The following is a 15,802-nucleotide window of genomic DNA, read 5'->3' as shown; positions in this document are numbered from 1 at the left end:
CTTATTCCCCCTCTTGCGCGTATTCTGGGCGGTAGGGCATTCCGGTCCTTAAAACACCCTTTGTTTCAATCCCTCCAAGCCCTTTCTCTCCCGTAAGTGTGTTCCGTAAAACATCCCAAACATGGATGCGCTCCATGAACGGCGTAAAGCTTATTTTAGCGACGATATAAACAGGGTCTAGCGCATGAATATTAATCCTTGAAGGAGAGCTGGCAAAATTGGCCCCGGCGGTTATGAGAGATTCAAAATGTGACTGGCACGCCCCTGCAAAAATGACGAGCTGGTCGAGGTTCGGAACCTTTCTCCTCGCCTCCTTGACAGTCTCGACAAATTGTTTTGAATGGCGGTACGCATTAAGGTCGCTCATTTTCCCTTTTGCTTTCGAATAAGCATCATGCCCGGTAACCACTAGGATATCCGGCCGGTAGTAATCAAGGAACCCCCCAATTCGCTCTGGCATCTCCTTTTCACTGCAATGGATTCCATATACGGGTATACCGATTTTTTCATAAAGGGCAAGGCATTTTTTCAAATACGTTTGATCCCCGTCAAGATGCAGTACCTTACCGGGAATTTGAAAATAATTGGCCGGCTTGGCATACCCCCCGGTCACTTGGTATTCCTGCCTTTGCTTCAGCAAGGTCACGTCCTGGCGGAAAAGTTCAAGGGACTGTTCCTCCCTGGAGCGGTATTCATTTGACAGCTTTTGCATCTCGGCAAGGCTCATGATTACTAAATCCTCAATGGGGGCATCTGCCGCCAGCCGAATATATTCCCCATAAAGATATGCAACCTGTCGGCCATCCTTCTCCACGATATCGATTACCCGGAATAGGATGTCACAGTTATACGAGCGCCTCCCCACGATATCCATTTTCTTTATAGCCACAGAATTCACCCCAATAGGTTTCTTCCATAAGCTATGCGGATACAAAACAACAGGTGACTACAGAGGCAGGGGGCCTTGATGGCAAAAATTAACTGAAAGCCGAGAGAAGGGCTTCGCTTAAGCGCGCGAATTCTTCTAGGGAAAGGGTTTCCCCTCTCCTGGACGGCTCAATGCCCGCTTTCTCAAGCGCGGCGATGATGCCCTCTTTCCGTTCCTTTCCCCCCTCAAGCTGGCTTGTAAGGTTATTCAGGATTGTTTTCCGCCGCTGTGCGAAAGCGGCCCTTGTAATTTTAAAGAAAAACTGTTCATTGGAAACAGATACAGCAGGCTCGCTCCTTACGTTAAGGCGAATGACAGCGGAGTCGACATTTGGCTGTGGGACAAAAACCGTTTTCGGGACAACCATCACCGTTTCAGCCTCTGTATAATACTGAACCGCAATGGATAACGAACCATAGTCCTTCGATCCCGGCCTGGCCGAAATCCGATCAGCGACCTCCTTTTGGAGCATCACGACAATTGCCCGAACAGGCAGTTTTTCTTCAAGAATTTTCATTATGATGGGTGTTGTCACGTAATAAGGCAAGTTTGCGGCGACAACAAGGTCCATTCCAGGGTCGAATTCCTCCCTAATAACCGCCGCCGCATCAGCCTTCAAAAAATCGCTGTGTATGACCTTTACATTCGAGTACGGAGAAAGTGTATCTTCTAGAATGGGCAGGAGCCGCTGGTCAATTTCAAACGCCACGGTCTTTTTGCTCGCCTTTGCAAGCTGCTCTGTCAATGCGCCAATGCCGGGGCCAATTTCAATTGCTCCCGTTTCGCCATTTATGCCTGCCGCATCGACAATTTTGCGTAATATATTTGTATCAATCAAAAAGTTTTGCCCTAGGCTTTTCTTGAACGAAAATCCATATTTCTCAAGTATGGTCCTTGTCCTTAATGGGGTTGCTATATCTTTATCCATTTTCATCCTCCCGCTGGATGGCTTTCAAAGCTTCCGCAAATTGGCTCCCGCTGATTTGGAACATCTTCAGCCGTTTATGAAGCTGTTTTCCATTCGTATACCCAATTTTCAGGATTTTGCCAAGCCTTGTCCGTTTCTCGCTGGCCCCAGGGCCGCCAATCAGCCCGGCGTCCATTAAATCTTCCTGGGTGATTTCTTCGGCTGCCTCCTCATTTGTCAACTGGGCGTCCTTTAACGCATTCCGGATCGCCTCCGGCTCTGCGTGCTCAACCCCAATCCCTCGGCCACGCCGTTCTCTCGCCTCTTCTTTTGGCAAAAACGCATGCTTGCAGCCCGGTACCTTTTGTGCTATCTCTTGACGGATTTTCTCGCCTGGAAAATCGGGGTCAGTAAAAATAATGACGCCCCGTTTTTCATTAGCAAGTTTTATTTTTCCAATTGTTTCATCATTCAAAGCGGAGCCGTTTGTCTCGATTGTATCCGCCTCAACAGCCCTTTTTATCGCTGTGGTATCGTCTTTGCCTTCTACCACAATGATTTCTTTAATTTTCATTGCGTCCTCCAACGTATAGGGAAATAAAACTTAATCTATTTGCAAAATAACTGAAACCAAACTGTAACCTTTTACGTCTATATAAGCAGTAAGGAATTCACGTCCTTAGTATAAGGAATTTCTGGCACAAAAACAAAATGCAGAGGTTTGCCCCCTGCATTTATGTATACTAATCCAAAATCTTAATTTTCACTTTTCTTTTTCCCCATCGATATGCGTCAGACAAATTCGGGAAAAAGACGTCGATTTTATATCCCTTGATCGCGGACCCTTTATCGGCGGCGACGGCATACCCATACCCTTCAACATACACTTTTGTACCAAGCGGGATTATCCTTGGATCAACGGCAATCACCTTTACATGTGGATTCGCACGAAGATTGATTCCGGTTGCAGTCGTACCGGAGCAGCCATTGCAGCCGGCCGTGTAGGCTGTCGAGGATACATAAAGTTCTTTACCCCCAGCAGGAGCGGCGCCCCGTGAAACCTGGGCCACAAGGATCTTCGTACCCACAGCAACAACTTTGTCCTGTTTGGCGCGGACTGTTTTTTCACTGATTAGCTTCCTGGTAACTTCTTTGCCATTTTCCCTGACTACTTCGAACTTCTTAGAGCGAAGCCCTTCTTTCCCTTCGGTGACAACCTTCTTTTCACCCTTTGCCAGTTTGGCATCCTTCTTTGTAACTACGGCAAACTTAATTGGTTCTTCCACTACATCGGTGACTTTTTCTACTCGAATGACCTTTATCACGGCATTTTGTTTGATCTTTTCCTGTAAAGGGGGGTCAACCCGATCAAGTTTAGTTAGTATAATGCCTTGCTGTTTTAAAAAGTCAGCGACCGTAGTCGAAGTGGACCACACTTTTTGTTCTTTCTTGTTGCCATCGATTAAGCTTAAATAAAGAGCTTTCTTGATTTCGATATTCATTTTGTCGCTGATTCGCTCTTCGGGCTTTACTGAAATATGATCTTGTGGTATCAACGTTATCTTTTGCTCTTCAAGGAGCTCCCCAACCGTGTCGGCTGTAGTCCATACCGTTTTTTTCTCGTTATCTTTGACAAGTTCAACCTGTTTCGCTTTCTTCCAGACGATTTCTAGGTTGTTTTTCACCTTGGTCTCGACGGGAGGAAACAAATAGTCCTTTGAGTTGACCTTGATGTTCAACTCCCTGAATAGATCTTCCACGGTGCCAGCCCGGGTTTCCACCACTTTCTCCTTGCCGTTGAGCGTCAAGGCGACGGTGCTTTTCGTCCCTTCATAAAAAAGGATCCCGAGGGTAGCTATGAAAACTAGGAAACTGGCAAAAAAGAGTGCCACTTTCTTCCTACTCAAAGACGTTGGAAACAGGCTTTTCATGTTTATGGATCCGATGAAAAACGCCTCCTTTTCTTGGAGTGATTATATAGAACCATAATGCCGGCTGTCAACTCTGGTAGTTTTCCGAAGGTAGTTCTAATTATGCACATCCCTCCCGAAAAAGCAAAGAATAACTTATCGACATGTTCATCCTATGCAGAAAAGGAGACTTGTAGAACTTTTTGTTTTTTTAAAAAAATTGGACAAACCCTCTCTTAATTCGACACGTTCTTCTATCGGCTTATGCCGAATAATCGCATAGCATTTTCGGTTGTAGCTTTTGCCACATCCTCAAACGGAATGCCCTTGATTCTGGAAATTTCCTCAGCGACCAGCCTGACATAGGATGGTTCATTGCGTTTTCCCCTATGTGGGTGCGGGGTAAGGTAAGGGCAGTCTGTCTCAACGAGCAGCTTATCGAGCGGCAATGCAGCCGCCACTTCCTTCGGCTTTACAGCATTCTTGAACGTAACCGGCCCCCCAAGTGAAATATAGAAGTTCATCTCTACACATTGCTTTGCAATTTCAACACTCCCGCTAAAGCAGTGCATAATACCCCCGACCTCTGAAGCATTTTCCTCCTTCAGGATTTGCACAATATCCGCTGTTGCCTCTCTGTTATGGATGACAATCGGAAGTTTCACTTTTTTTGCAAGCCTGATTTGCTTTCTGAACACTTCTTTTTGAATATCCCTGGGTGATTTGTCCCAGTGGTAATCCAAGCCCGTTTCACCCAGGGCGACAACCTTGGGATGCGCAGCGAGCTCTTCAATCCACGATAGGTCCTCATCAGTCATGTCGATGGCATCGACCGGGTGCCAGCCGACACAGGCATAAATGAAATCATGGGTCTCCGCAAGTTCAATGGCCTTCTCGATTGTCGGCCTGTCAAACCCGACAACAACCATTTTTTCGACTCCATTTTCTATCGCCCGGGCGATGACTTCCTCAATATCCTCTTCATACTGCTCCGCGTTCAAGTGCGCATGGGTGTCTATCAGCATGATGCCACTTCCTTTCTTGTCTTCGGACTGCTTTATATGAAAAAGGGAATGCACCCGCGGCAGATTGCGCGGCGGGCATTCCCTTCACTATTATGTCCCACTGATGGGGTTACTTGATTTTTGTGCCATTGGGCAGGCTTTGGTCAACAGAGGCAAGCGAAAGTGTCCCCTCTGTCTTTCCTGCAAGGATCATCCCTTGGGATAGCTCTCCCCGCAATTTAACCGGCTTGAGGTTTGTCACACAAATAACTTTTCTTCCGATAAGTTCTTCCGGCTTATAATACTCTGCGATTCCTGAAACAACCTGGCGCTTTTCATAGCCTAGGTCGAGTTGCAGCTTCAACAGCTTATCAGCCTTTTTCACCGGTTCGGCATGAAGCACCTCCGCAATCCTCAAATCGATTTTCATAAATTCATCGATGGAGATTTCTTCAGCTTCAGGCACTTCTTCTTTCGTTTCTTCCTGCTTTTTTTCCGTTTCAGGAGCAGGCGCAGCCGATCCCTGCATATGCAATTTGATGAATTCTACCTCTTCGGCAATTTCGAGGCGCGGGAATAAAGGAGCACCTTTCACTACCTTTGTTCCGGCTGGAATGATTCCGAATTCGGAGAGGCTTTCCCATGACTTCAGAGAGCCATCCACAATCCCAAGCTGTTCAAAAATCTGCTGCGGAGAGCGCGTCAAGAACGGTTGCAGAAGGACCGCAATCCTCCGGAGTGATTCGGCAAGGTGCGCCATAACTGAACCGAGTTCAGTTTTCCGCTCCTCGTCCTTGGCAATTACCCATGGCTGGGTTTCGTCAATGTATTTATTGGACCGGCTGACAAGCTGCCATATCGATGAAAGGGCTACAGAAAACTCCATTCTTTCCATCGCAGCTTCGTATTTCACGGCCGTTTCCCTGTTGGCTGTTAGGAGGCTCTCATCATACTCCGTCACAGATCCGGCATAAGCTGGTATCTCACCGCCAAAATATTTGTCGACCATTGCGACTGTACGATTTAGAAGGTTTCCAAGGTCGTTGGCCAGATCAAAATTAATCCGTTCGACAAAACCTTCCGGAGTAAACACGCCGTCCGACCCAAAAGGTACTTCACGCAGGAGGTAATACCTTAGGGAGTCCAAGCCGTACCTGTCAATCAATGTGACAGGGTTTACGACATTCCCTTTCGATTTGGACATTTTTCCGTCCTTCATCAGTAGCCATCCATGGGCAAACACCTTTTTAGGGAGAGGGAGCCCCAATGCCATCAGCATAATTGGCCAATAAATCGTATGGAAACGGACAATTTCCTTACCGACCAAATGGACGTCGGCTGGCCAATATTTTCGGTATTTCGAATCATCGTCGCTTCCATAACCCAACGCGGTTATATAGTTAGACAGGGCATCAATCCACACATAAATTACATGCTTTGGATTCCCCGGAACTTTGATGCCCCAGTCAAACGTAGTCCTTGAAACAGCAAGATCCTCCAGCCCCGGTTTTATGAAATTGTTAATCATTTCATTTTTCCGTGATTCCGGCTGGATGAATTCAGGATTTTCTTCGTAAAATTGAAGCAACCTGTCTGCATACTTGCTCATCCGGAAGAAATAGGACTCTTCTTTTACCTTTTCAACAGGGCGCCCACAATCGGGACAATTCCCTTCAGCAAGCTGCCTGTCCGTGTAAAAGGATTCGCAAGGGGTACAATACCAACCTTCGTATTCATCCAGGTAAATGTCCCCTTGTTCGACAAGCTGCGCAAAAAGCTTGTCGACCGATTTTTTATGCCTGTCTTCCGTCGTTCTGATAAAATCATCGTAAGAAATATCAAGTTTTTTCCAAAGGTCCCGGATTCCGGCTACAATCCCATCCACATATTGCTGGGGGCTCAAGCCTTCCTCTTCCGCTTTTCGCTGAATCTTTTGGCCGTGTTCATCCGTTCCGGTCAAATACATCACATCAAAGCCGCGAAGGCGCTTGTATCTAGCCATCGCATCCCCTGCTACCGTTGTATATGCATGCCCTATATGCAAATTCCCACTTGGATAGTAAATAGGGGTTGTCAGGTAAAACGTTTTGCCTCTCTTTTCCATCGAGATCTCTCCTTCTATATACACCTATCGCCCAAAAGGCTGTTGAGGTCATTATTGCCTTTTCTTTTCAGCTTCTATCACCAAAATATACAGAAAAACCAGGTTTTCTGCAATATAATCGGCTTTCCGGCAAGGCGGTTCAAAAAATTTTTTGTTTCTATCCCTATAAAAATGTCGGAAGCGTCGAATAGTATTGTTGTTTGAACTATAAACTCCTGTTTGTCGAAATTTGCGTTTTTTTAATTTTTTATTATACTAGTAAAGTATCTCAAGTTTTTCCCTGTTTTTTCAAAAAGGAGTTTTAGTATTCTGAAAACATTGGTGCATCAAGGTTTTTATCAATACAAAATTTGTTAATACTTCTTTTAAGATAAATTTATTGACGAATATGGGAATCACTGGTATTATAAAATTATTAAAAAAATGTCGAAAAATGGCGAATGATGTTGTATTATAAGAGAATGTTTTAAAAAATGGGAGGAGAAGCTTACATGAAATCTACAGGTATTGTACGTAAAGTTGACGAACTCGGCCGGGTGGTTATTCCAATCGAATTAAGACGCACACTTGGCATCGCAGAAAAGGACGCACTGGAAATCTATGTTGACGATGAGCGCATCATCCTCAAAAAATATAAACCAAATATGACTTGCCAAGTGACAGGTGAAGTTTCCGATGACAACTTTGCCCTTGCAGAAGGAAAGCTGATTCTTAGCCGTGAAGGCGCCGAACAGCTATTAAAGGAAATCGAGTCAGTATTCAGCAAATAGTTCTTAAAAGGCTTCCCCTTTACCGGAGAAGCCTTTTTTATGCTCATAATTTTTCATTCTATGTGATATTCCCTGTAAATATCCCGCTTGCTTAACCCGCGGTCTTTTGCCGCTTTTTTTATCGCATCCTTTGATGCCAGATTTTCAGTGGCAATATAATGGCTGACATGCTCTTCGACCGACATGCCTTCCCACCAGGGCAATCCATCCGAAATCGGTTCATCGCCGCCCTCTAGAATCAGGCAAAATTCTCCCCGAACTTCACCACTCTTGCACCATTCAATGGCTTCCTCGACGGTTCCCCGAATGAATTCCTCGAATTTTTTCGTCAATTCCCTGCAGAGGACGATTTTGCGATTCCCCAAAACCTCATGAATGAGGACGAGCGTTTCCTTTAGGCGATGTGGTGATTCGTAAAGGATAATGGTTGCTGGCTGTTTTTTTAATAATTGCAGCTCATTTTTCTTTTCCTTGCGCTGCCTGTTCAAAAAACCATAGAAATAAAACGGCTGCGGGGGAAGGCCGGACGCAATCAGGGAAGTCAGTGCGGCATTTGCCCCTGGCAACGGAACTACCGCAATATTTTCCTTTATTGCCATAACAATAATGTCATATCCCGGATCAGAAATCGCGGGCATTCCCGCATCACTGACCAACGCTACTTTCTCCCCGTTTTTCAGCTTTTCCAGCAATTTTTCCCCGCTTGAACCTTTGTTGTGTTCATGGTAGCTAACTACAGGGGTTTCTATTTCAAAATAATTGCACAGCTTCTTTGTATTCCGTGTATCCTCGGCTGCGATGACAGCCGCTTCCTTGAGAATCCTAATTGCCCGAAAGCTCATATCCTCCAAATTCCCAATTGGGGTTGGCACAAGGTAAAGAATTCCTTTATGATTTTCATTTTCAAAGCTCTTTTGCTGCCGCATCCGAACAGCCCCCTTCCCTTGCCAAAAACTCTTCCTTTTTTACCCTTGAAAGCTGTTTAAAGCGGTATTCCGCCTGCATTGCTTCTGTTTTGGATTGAAAGAGCTGGGCGAAAACAAGTTTAACCGGCCCGCGGCCCCTTGTATATTTGGCGCCTTTTCCCTCATTATGGAGCCTGACCCTCCGTTCAAGATCATTCGTGTAGCCTCCATAATAACTGCCGTCGCGGCACGACAACACATAGAAATAATGGTCAGTCGACGCCATATAAAATCTCCCGTACTTCCGGAGTATATTCATTATTTCTGTCATAAACAATAAGAGGAGGCAGGATTTTAAGGCCTGGCTGCCCATTCTTGGTTGCTTCCACAAGCATCGTATTCGCTTCCTTCCCCTCCTTAGGATAAACAAATTTCAGCCTCTTTGGCTCAAGCCGGTATTTGCGCATTAACTCTATCATATCATTCAGCCGTTCAGGCCGGTGCACAAAAGCGACCTTCCCCCCTGCCCTGGCAAGAGCAGCTGAGACTCGGATTGTATCCTCAAGGGTGCACATTATTTCATGCCTTGCGATTGCATAATGTTCATTTTCATTGATTTCAGAGGTTGGCGGCGTTTTAAAGTATGGAGGGTTGCATGTAACAACATCAAACTTCCCATAGCCTAGCTTAGTGGGCATATCCTTTAAATCCCCATGGATCATCTTCAGACGGCTTTCTAGGCCATTGAAGGAGATGCTCCTTACAGCCATATCATAGAGCCGCTCCTGGATCTCTACGCCTGTAATCCGCCCCTTTGTCCTTTTGCTTAGAAAAAGCGGAATGACACCATTGCCGCTGCATAAATCGATCAGGTTCCCTTTCTGAATAGGAACATAGACGAACCGTGACAGTAGGACCGCGTCTAACGAAAAAGAAAATACTGTCGGGCTCTGAATGATCCGTAAATTCTCGGCAAGCAAGTAGTCCAGCCGCTCATCATCTTTTAAATCGGCCATTGTTTACCTCCCACATCCACAAAAAGGCCTTCCCGGTAAAAGGAAGGCTTTATTTTTTATTCAAAAATGACAGGCAAAACAGGCAGTCGCCTTCTTTCCGCAGGCTTCCGAAATGCAAGTTGCAAATATGGAAACCTTCCTGGTAAAGGCGCGCCAAGTTGTCATAGCCTTCACCAATGTCCACAGTCCTGGCTTCGGATGCACCAGCTTTTTTTTCCTTTTTGCCCGGACCTTCCACCTGTTCCGGTGTTTTTTCAAGGCGCCGGCGCAGGAACTCGTTTTCAAGCTTCAGTGAGTGATTCTCTTCCAGTATTTCTGCAAGATGCTGTTTTAATTCACCGAGCTGCTGGTAAAGATTCCCGATTTGGGTTTCCATCGAGCCGACCGATTCAAAAATTTCCTTCTTATCCACGTATTCCACCTCATCAGTCTGTGGATGGTATCGAAAAAGCTCCTTCTTTAAGGATTTCGTCGAGGGTGAATTCCAGCACCCTTTCCTGTTCCTTTATTTCGACCTGGAGAATACGCTCCAGGATATTCAATCCGACAACCTTTCCTCTTCCCAGAGGAGTTGTAATCACTTCGCCGAGATCAGGGAGGAGATCCTTTGCTGTTTCATATTCATCATTTTCATATTTCAGACAGCACATGAGGCGGCCGCATAATCCTGAAATCTTGGTTGGATTGAGGGAAAGATTTTGGTCCTTTGCCATTTTGATTGAAACCGGATCAAAATCGCCGAGGAACGTCGAGCAGCACAGCATCCTTCCACAAGGGCCTATCCCTCCGAGCATTTTTGCTTCATCCCTCACCCCAATTTGCCTTAATTCAATCCTTGTCCTGAAAATGGACGCAAGATCCTTAACAAGTTCTCTGAAATCGACCCTGCCATCGGCGGTGAAGTAAAATATAACCTTGTTCCTGTCAAATGTATATTCAACATCGACAAGTTTCATATCAAGCTGGTGCCCGTTCACCTTTTCACAGCAAACGTCATACGCTTCCTTGGCAGCGAGCTTATTTTCCTCCACAATGAGCCTATCCTTTTGATCTGCAATCCGCACAACCTTTTTCAAAGGGAGGACAACGTCATGCTCGTCCACTTGTTTGCGGGCGATGACCACCTTGCCGAATTCGACTCCGCGTACGGTTTCGACTATGACATAGTCATCCTTTTCTATGGGCAGATCTCCGGGATCGAAGTAATATATTTTCCCCGCTTTCTTAAAGCGGACCCCGACTACATCAAACAAATGCTGATCCCTCCTGCAATTTTAACACGAGCTGCTCCATCAGAAGCTGGGGGTTCATATTGGCGTGAAGCCTCCGCTTCGCATCTAGAACCGCCGCCATCTGATCTGGCAGGCTGCGTGTCCGGGTTTGAAGGGCAAATTGCTGAAGCCGTCCAGATTCTTTTTTAAAAACAATTTGCTCCTGCTTACCCAACTGTATATATAATAAGTCCTTAAGTACGAGAAGTAGTAAGTCCAGGCCGCGGTCAATCTGATCTTTCTCTTTAAAGTGCTGGAACCATTCCCCTTGGAGGGCGACCATTGCCTCCAAAGGATTCTTTTTAAGCACTTCATATAATTTTACCACTTTTTTTTGAGCTTGTGCAAACCAATCCTGTGTATTTAGTTCCAATGCCTCATGAACATTATTTGTCAATTGCGCAAGAAGAGGGGCAGAATCCGGGTCTACCCCGTTTTCAACCAGCCTTTTAATGAAAAAATCAGGAGAAAGAGGACGAAACGATAGTATTTGACAGCGTGACATGATAGTCGGAAGCATTTGCTGAGGGTTCTCCGTAAGCAAGACCGCAACTGTCCCGGCTCCCGGCTCTTCAAGGAATTTCAGCAGGGAATTGGATGCTCCGGATGACATTTTTTCGGCATCGGCAATTACATAAATCTTCTGGGAAGATTCCATTCCTTTTTTTGAGAACTCTTCCTGTAAATCCTTGATTTGCTGCTTTTTAATCGAAAGCCCATCCGGTTCAACCCAATGGACGTCAGGATGGTTGCCGCTGTCGATACGCTTGCAGTTCAGGCAGTTTTCGCACGGTTTGAAGCCATCGATTGGATTCCCGCAGAAAAGCGCTTTTGCCAAAAGCCTGGCCGCATCTTTTTTCCCGGTTCCCCGCATTCCTTCAAACAAATAAGCGTGGGCGACCCTGTTCTTTTGTATACTGTTTTTTATCATTTTCAATGCTGCCGGCTGAATTTCTTCAAGCCCATCCCACGTTATCGCCACTCCTGCTCACCTGCTTAGTAATTCAATTTTACCTATATAGGTTGAATCAAAGATTTTATATTTTAATGGAACCTTGCGGTTGATTTCCGCTCCGGGCACACGCTTTCCGCGGGGCGTCAGTGGAGCCTCCTCGGCGCATGCGCCTGTGGGGTCTCCACCTTGCCGCTGCATCCCGCAGGAGTCGGTGCCCTCCGCTCCAATCAACTACAGTCCAAATAAATAGTGTGTAAAAACTATTTCAACCTATATATCAGCGGAACATCACCGCTGATAGAAATTTTCACTTATAGAAAGGGGGAAGGCGCCTTTTTTAAAAAGGGCCTTCCATAAATGCGGCTTGTTAAAATTGTAAAAATTGCTCAATTGGCAGGACAAATACAGTTGCTCCGCCAACCTCAACTTCAACCGGGTATGGAACGTAGGAATCCGCATTCCCTCCCATAGGCGAAACTGGTGCTACAAGCTGGTCCCTCGCTTTACAGTTGATCCTGATAATCTCCAGCGCCTTCTCAACTCTTGCGTCATCCGTACCAATCATAAAGGTTGTATTTCCTGATTTAAGAAATCCCCCTGTTGTAGCAAGCTTTGTAGCCCTGAAATTATGCTCAACGAGCGCGTTTGATAGCCTATTGCTATCCTGGTCCTGTACAACCGCAATAATTAACTTCATTTGCGTACAACCTCCTTTTTCAAGTGATTGGTACTATACTTTCTTTCATTATAGCAGGATTTCCTTCTCCCCACATGGTTAAAGAGATTGAAAATTATCTTTATGAAAAAATCCCCCCTACTTTGAAGGGAGGATTCCATTTATTTTTTCCAAAGCGGCTTTAAAGACTGCCTCCATTGGCAAGGAGGCGTCAATCATTGCGATTCTCTCTGGAAAACGTTCCAAAAGAAGATGGTAGCCTTCCCTAACTTTACGGTGAAACTCAAGCTCTTCCATATCCAGCCGGTTTACCTCACGTCCCTTGTGCTTTTCTATCCGGGCCAATCCTTCTTCCGGGGCAATGTCAAAATAGATGGTCAAATCGGGCATCATCGTTTCAATGGCGAATTCATTGATCTTGTAAACCTCATCAATGCCCAAACCACGGGCAAAACCCTGATAGGCAAGTGAGCTATCGACAAATCGGTCACAAAGGACTATAGTGCCATCCTCAAGGGCCGGCTTTACCTTCTCAACTAGATGCTGCCTTCTTGCCGCGGCATACAGCAGTGCTTCCGTACGGGGATCCATCGCCGTATTATCAGGTTCCAATATAACCCTTCTAATTTGTTCCGCGATGTCAATTCCTCCTGGTTCTCTTGTAGTAAGGGTGTTAATGCCTTTACTTTTCAAATGTTCGTCCAAAAGGCCCAAAACTGTTGTTTTTCCCGCTCCCTCAGGGCCTTCAGTCGTTATAAATAATCCTGTTTTCATTATGACCTCCAAAAATTCGCGCTTATCTATAGATGAGAATTTCTCCTTCTTCAAGCCACTCACCGCCGTAAAAGCGGGAACCTGATTTGAATAGTTCCGCCAGCTTCCTGGCCATCGATTCGTTAATCCGCTCCCCTTTCAGTATAAGCGGAATTCCGGGTGGATAGGGAATAATCGTCTCTGCCGCAACCAAACCTGGCGCATTTTCAAGCTTTACAGGTTCCCCTTTGAGCCGATTCATGTCGCGATAAGAAAGAGCCAGCCGCGACAGAGTTCCTCCCCTGGAGAATTCATGAACCTCTGGTTGGATTGGAGAGTAATTGGCAAGTAAGCTTTTAACTTTCCTGGCTGTAGAAGCGAACGGGTAGGACATACCCTCTTTTAGAAGAGGAAGCACAAATAATACATTAAATGGATCGGCGAGTTCTGTATAGATACCCTCATGTTCAAAAAGCTGCTGCATTTCATAGCCGGTAAGGCTGCACGCACTTTGTATCGCCACTTTTAGCGGATCGATTCTTCCTTCCTCATTGAGGACCCGTATTTGTGGAATATCAGCCAGTTCCTTTCTGAACCTCCCGATTTCTTCCATCAGGATGGACAAGTCCCTCTTTTTAAAACTTCCAAGGTACATCCGGGCCAAATCCAATGAAGCCATAATCGGATAAGATGGGCTACTTGATTGAAGCATTTGCAAGTAATCTTTTAAGCGGCCGCAATTGACAAGCCTGCTATTAAAATGGAGGAATGACCCCATTGTCATTGCGGGAAGTGTCTTATGGGCTGATTGGACAACGACATCAGCCCCGAGAGCGACCGCTGATCGGGGGAAGCCGTCCCCGGCAATAAAGTGGGCGCCATGTGCCTCATCCACAAGGACCGGAATCCCGTTTTGGTGGGCAGTTTCTATTATGCCGGCAATCGGGTCGGCAATCCCATAATAGTTCGGGTATGTAAGAACAATTCCTTTTATTTCAGGAAAACGCACTATTGCCTGTTTGACCGCCTCTGTATCAAGGCCGCCAGCAACCTTCCACTCACCGTTAAAAACCGGCTCTATGAAAATAGGGTCGGCTTTTGCAAGATGCAAGGCATTTACAATCGACTTGTGGCAATTCCGCTGGACAAGAATCTTGTCCCCTTCCCCACAAACAGCTAAAATCATGGCGAGATTGCCACTGGTGGAACCATTCACAAGAAAGAAGCTTTCTTCCACACCGTACAGCCCGGCCAAAAGCTGCGCCGCTTCCTGAATCACCCCTTCCGGAGAATGGAGATCATCCAAGCCGGAAAGTTCCGTAGCATCGATTTTCATGATTTCCGTAAAAAATCCACCGGCCTTTTCATTAAGGACAGCTCCATATTTATGGCCTGGGACATGAAAAGAAACCGGTTCTTTATTTGCATGTGCCAATAATGCATGTAGTAAAGGTACATTTTGCTGATTCATATTTACTCCCTGATAAAGTAAAGTCTTATCTATTTTATCAGACTAAAACGGATTAGGGGTAACAGGGGAAAAAAAATAAAGCCCCGACAGGACTTTTTATGATAGTATTCGCGCCTCAGCCACTTTCCTGAGTTGTTTTAAAAAAAATATATACCTGGGGTCGTTTGTTTCAGTGGAGACCATATCCCTTTCACACTCCGAACAAATAAAAGAAGTGTAAAGATGTATACCCTGCGTTTTTGTTTTCTCGCACACGACACATTCTTCGTTATAATGATTTGCCACAGGCTGACAATCCACTTCTCCCACCTCCTACCCCCATTGTGTCCAATGGACAGGATTTGTATACAATTTTTTGAATTGTTATACCGCCTATTGTTCTTAATGTATGTGCGGATGCCCAATTCGGTGTATGTCTACCTGTTTTTTATTAGCCAGTTCCAATAAAAGGGTTGATTTCAGTTTTTTGTACTCATTGGATCGGTTATCATAAGCTGAAATGTAAGCACTAGCTTGTCACTATATGGGGTTTATCTGACAACCCAAATGGATTTCGGCGCTGGCTTGTCAACTATATAGGGAACCCTTGGATATTCATTTTGCTGTCCAGATATCAGACTTCTTTGTGCACACTTTGTCTGACAAACTCCAGACTATCTCTTCCTTTTGCTGTCTCTTAAACATGGACAGAAAGGTTTTCAATGGCTGGCAGTTCATTCACATGTCTTAAACACACCAAAAAAGGCAACCCATCTAAGGTTGCCTTCCATTTTGCCCGGCAGCGTCCTACTCTCACAGGGGCAAGGCCCCAACTACCATCGGCGCTGAGAAGCTTAACTTCCGTGTTCGGTATGGGAACGGGTGTGGCCTTCTCGCCATAACTGCCAGACTATTTGGTTTGAGGTTCATTCCCTCAAAACTGGATAATTTTCAGAAGAAGTTCGGAAGAACACGGTAATCTATTTGTCCAGCTGCGGCTCCTAGCCTCTCGAGGTCGCTTCAGTCCGTCCATCGAAGTCAAAGAACGACTTCAATTGCCGGCCTTCCAGCGCTTGTCGAGGCTGACCAGTCGCCTCCGCTTTTCTATTTGGTTAAGTCCTCGATCGATTAGTATCAGTCAGCTCCACACGTC

Annotated in this window: 17 protein-coding genes and 1 rRNA gene; 1 reads left to right on the top strand and 17 read right to left on the bottom strand. The window is 45.7% G+C overall.

What is annotated here, in order from left to right; genetic code table 11:
• Position 1: 1 nt before the first annotated feature.
• The 6 genes from yabG to metG form a co-directional block, all read right to left on the bottom strand.
• Positions 2-889, bottom strand: coding sequence for a sporulation peptidase YabG (yabG, locus tag RB160_RS22970; RefSeq protein ID WP_396954768.1), 888 nt, complete (start codon positions 887-889; stop codon positions 2-4).
• Between the two features lie 88 nt (positions 890-977).
• Entirely contained in the window at positions 978-1,856 is an 879-nt protein-coding gene (rsmA, locus tag RB160_RS22965) for a 16S rRNA (adenine(1518)-N(6)/adenine(1519)-N(6))-dimethyltransferase RsmA (RefSeq protein WP_316572786.1), read from the bottom strand.
• On the bottom strand, positions 1,849-2,409 hold the full coding sequence (gene rnmV, locus RB160_RS22960; protein WP_316572785.1) for a ribonuclease M5: 561 nt from the start codon (positions 2,407-2,409) through the stop codon (positions 1,849-1,851). Before rnmV ends, rsmA begins: the two co-directional genes overlap by 8 nt.
• A gap of 169 nt (positions 2,410-2,578) precedes the next feature.
• The gene (locus RB160_RS22955; protein ID WP_316572784.1) at positions 2,579-3,766 is read right to left on the bottom strand and encodes a ubiquitin-like domain-containing protein; all 1,188 of its coding nucleotides are present in this window, start codon (positions 3,764-3,766) and stop codon (positions 2,579-2,581) included.
• Positions 3,767-3,999: 233 nt separating this feature from the next.
• Positions 4,000-4,770: a TatD family hydrolase gene (locus tag RB160_RS22950; protein WP_316572783.1), complete on the bottom strand. Its 771-nt coding sequence runs from the start codon at positions 4,768-4,770 to the stop codon at positions 4,000-4,002.
• 109 nt (positions 4,771-4,879) lie between these two features.
• Positions 4,880-6,853 carry a methionine--tRNA ligase gene (gene metG, locus RB160_RS22945; RefSeq protein WP_316572782.1) on the bottom strand — a complete coding sequence of 658 codons (1,974 nt, stop codon included), beginning with the start codon at positions 6,851-6,853 and terminating at the stop codon, positions 4,880-4,882.
• Between the two features lie 491 nt (positions 6,854-7,344).
• Between metG and RB160_RS22940 the strand changes: the two genes are divergently transcribed.
• A complete protein-coding gene (locus RB160_RS22940; RefSeq protein WP_316572781.1) occupies positions 7,345-7,623 on the top strand; it encodes a transition state genes transcriptional regulator AbrB in 279 nt (92 codons plus the stop codon).
• 53 nt (positions 7,624-7,676) lie between these two features.
• Here RB160_RS22940 and rsmI read toward each other — a convergent pair whose 3' ends face one another.
• From rsmI to rrf, 11 genes are all read right to left on the bottom strand, one after another.
• A complete protein-coding gene (rsmI, locus tag RB160_RS22935) occupies positions 7,677-8,549 on the bottom strand; it encodes a 16S rRNA (cytidine(1402)-2'-O)-methyltransferase (protein ID WP_316572780.1) in 873 nt (290 codons plus the stop codon).
• Positions 8,527-8,814, bottom strand: a complete 288-nt coding sequence (locus RB160_RS22930) for a GIY-YIG nuclease family protein (RefSeq protein WP_316572779.1) — start codon at positions 8,812-8,814, stop codon at positions 8,527-8,529. The genes rsmI and RB160_RS22930 overlap by 23 nt, the downstream gene beginning before the upstream one ends.
• Positions 8,801-9,544 carry a tRNA1(Val) (adenine(37)-N6)-methyltransferase gene (locus tag RB160_RS22925; protein WP_316572778.1) on the bottom strand — a complete coding sequence of 248 codons (744 nt, stop codon included), beginning with the start codon at positions 9,542-9,544 and terminating at the stop codon, positions 8,801-8,803. The genes RB160_RS22930 and RB160_RS22925 overlap by 14 nt, the downstream gene beginning before the upstream one ends.
• A 49-nt stretch (positions 9,545-9,593) precedes the next feature.
• Entirely contained in the window at positions 9,594-9,956 is a 363-nt protein-coding gene (gene yabA, locus RB160_RS22920) for a DNA replication initiation control protein YabA (protein WP_316572777.1), read from the bottom strand.
• 13 nt (positions 9,957-9,969) lie between these two features.
• Positions 9,970-10,797, bottom strand: coding sequence for a PSP1 domain-containing protein (locus tag RB160_RS22915; protein ID WP_316572776.1), 828 nt, complete (start codon positions 10,795-10,797; stop codon positions 9,970-9,972).
• Positions 10,790-11,797: a DNA polymerase III subunit delta' gene (holB, locus tag RB160_RS22910; RefSeq protein WP_316572775.1), complete on the bottom strand. Its 1,008-nt coding sequence runs from the start codon at positions 11,795-11,797 to the stop codon at positions 10,790-10,792. The genes RB160_RS22915 and holB overlap by 8 nt, the downstream gene beginning before the upstream one ends.
• 340 nt (positions 11,798-12,137) lie before the next feature.
• Positions 12,138-12,467 (bottom strand): cyclic-di-AMP receptor, encoded by a 330-nt coding sequence (locus RB160_RS22905; protein ID WP_053368657.1) that lies wholly within the window; start codon positions 12,465-12,467, stop codon positions 12,138-12,140.
• A 117-nt stretch (positions 12,468-12,584) separates the two neighbouring features.
• Positions 12,585-13,220 carry a dTMP kinase gene (gene tmk, locus RB160_RS22900; protein WP_316572774.1) on the bottom strand — a complete coding sequence of 212 codons (636 nt, stop codon included), beginning with the start codon at positions 13,218-13,220 and terminating at the stop codon, positions 12,585-12,587.
• A gap of 22 nt (positions 13,221-13,242) precedes the next feature.
• Positions 13,243-14,670: an aminotransferase class I/II-fold pyridoxal phosphate-dependent enzyme gene (locus tag RB160_RS22895; protein ID WP_316572773.1), complete on the bottom strand. Its 1,428-nt coding sequence runs from the start codon at positions 14,668-14,670 to the stop codon at positions 13,243-13,245.
• A 96-nt stretch (positions 14,671-14,766) separates the two neighbouring features.
• The gene (locus RB160_RS22890) at positions 14,767-14,955 is read right to left on the bottom strand and encodes a sigma factor G inhibitor Gin (RefSeq protein WP_316572822.1); all 189 of its coding nucleotides are present in this window, start codon (positions 14,953-14,955) and stop codon (positions 14,767-14,769) included.
• Between the two features lie 488 nt (positions 14,956-15,443).
• Positions 15,444-15,559: ribosomal RNA gene (gene rrf / locus RB160_RS22885) — 5S ribosomal RNA — on the bottom strand.
• Between the last annotated feature and the right edge of the window lie 243 nt (positions 15,560-15,802).

This window comes from Neobacillus sp. YIM B06451 (assembly GCF_032667185.1).
Lineage (GTDB): Bacteria > Bacillota > Bacilli > Bacillales > Cytobacillaceae > Bacillus_D.
Note: the sequence above shows the minus strand (reverse complement) of the source record. Positions and strands in the feature narration are given on the sequence as shown.

Excerpts from the sequence above, each read along its gene's own strand:
- rsmA (WP_316572786.1), bottom strand. The coding sequence starts at position 1,856 with ATGGATAAAGATATAGCAACCCCATTAAGGACAAGGACCATACTTGAG.
- rsmI (WP_316572780.1), bottom strand. The coding sequence starts at position 8,549 with ATGCGGCAGCAAAAGAGCTTTGAAAATGAAAATCATAAAGGAATTCTT.
- RB160_RS22905 (WP_053368657.1), bottom strand. The coding sequence starts at position 12,467 with ATGAAGTTAATTATTGCGGTTGTACAGGACCAGGATAGCAATAGGCTA.
- RB160_RS22930 (WP_316572779.1), bottom strand. The coding sequence starts at position 8,814 with ATGGCGTCGACTGACCATTATTTCTATGTGTTGTCGTGCCGCGACGGC.
- metG (WP_316572782.1), bottom strand. The coding sequence starts at position 6,853 with ATGGAAAAGAGAGGCAAAACGTTTTACCTGACAACCCCTATTTACTAT.
- RB160_RS22895 (WP_316572773.1), bottom strand. The coding sequence starts at position 14,670 with ATGAATCAGCAAAATGTACCTTTACTACATGCATTATTGGCACATGCA.
- RB160_RS22950 (WP_316572783.1), bottom strand. The coding sequence starts at position 4,770 with ATGCTGATAGACACCCATGCGCACTTGAACGCGGAGCAGTATGAAGAG.
- rnmV (WP_316572785.1), bottom strand. The coding sequence starts at position 2,409 with ATGAAAATTAAAGAAATCATTGTGGTAGAAGGCAAAGACGATACCACA.
- tmk (WP_316572774.1), bottom strand. The coding sequence starts at position 13,220 with ATGAAAACAGGATTATTTATAACGACTGAAGGCCCTGAGGGAGCGGGA.
- RB160_RS22940 (WP_316572781.1), top strand. The coding sequence starts at position 7,345 with ATGAAATCTACAGGTATTGTACGTAAAGTTGACGAACTCGGCCGGGTG.
- RB160_RS22925 (WP_316572778.1), bottom strand. The coding sequence starts at position 9,544 with ATGGCCGATTTAAAAGATGATGAGCGGCTGGACTACTTGCTTGCCGAG.
- RB160_RS22955 (WP_316572784.1), bottom strand. The coding sequence starts at position 3,766 with ATGAAAAGCCTGTTTCCAACGTCTTTGAGTAGGAAGAAAGTGGCACTC.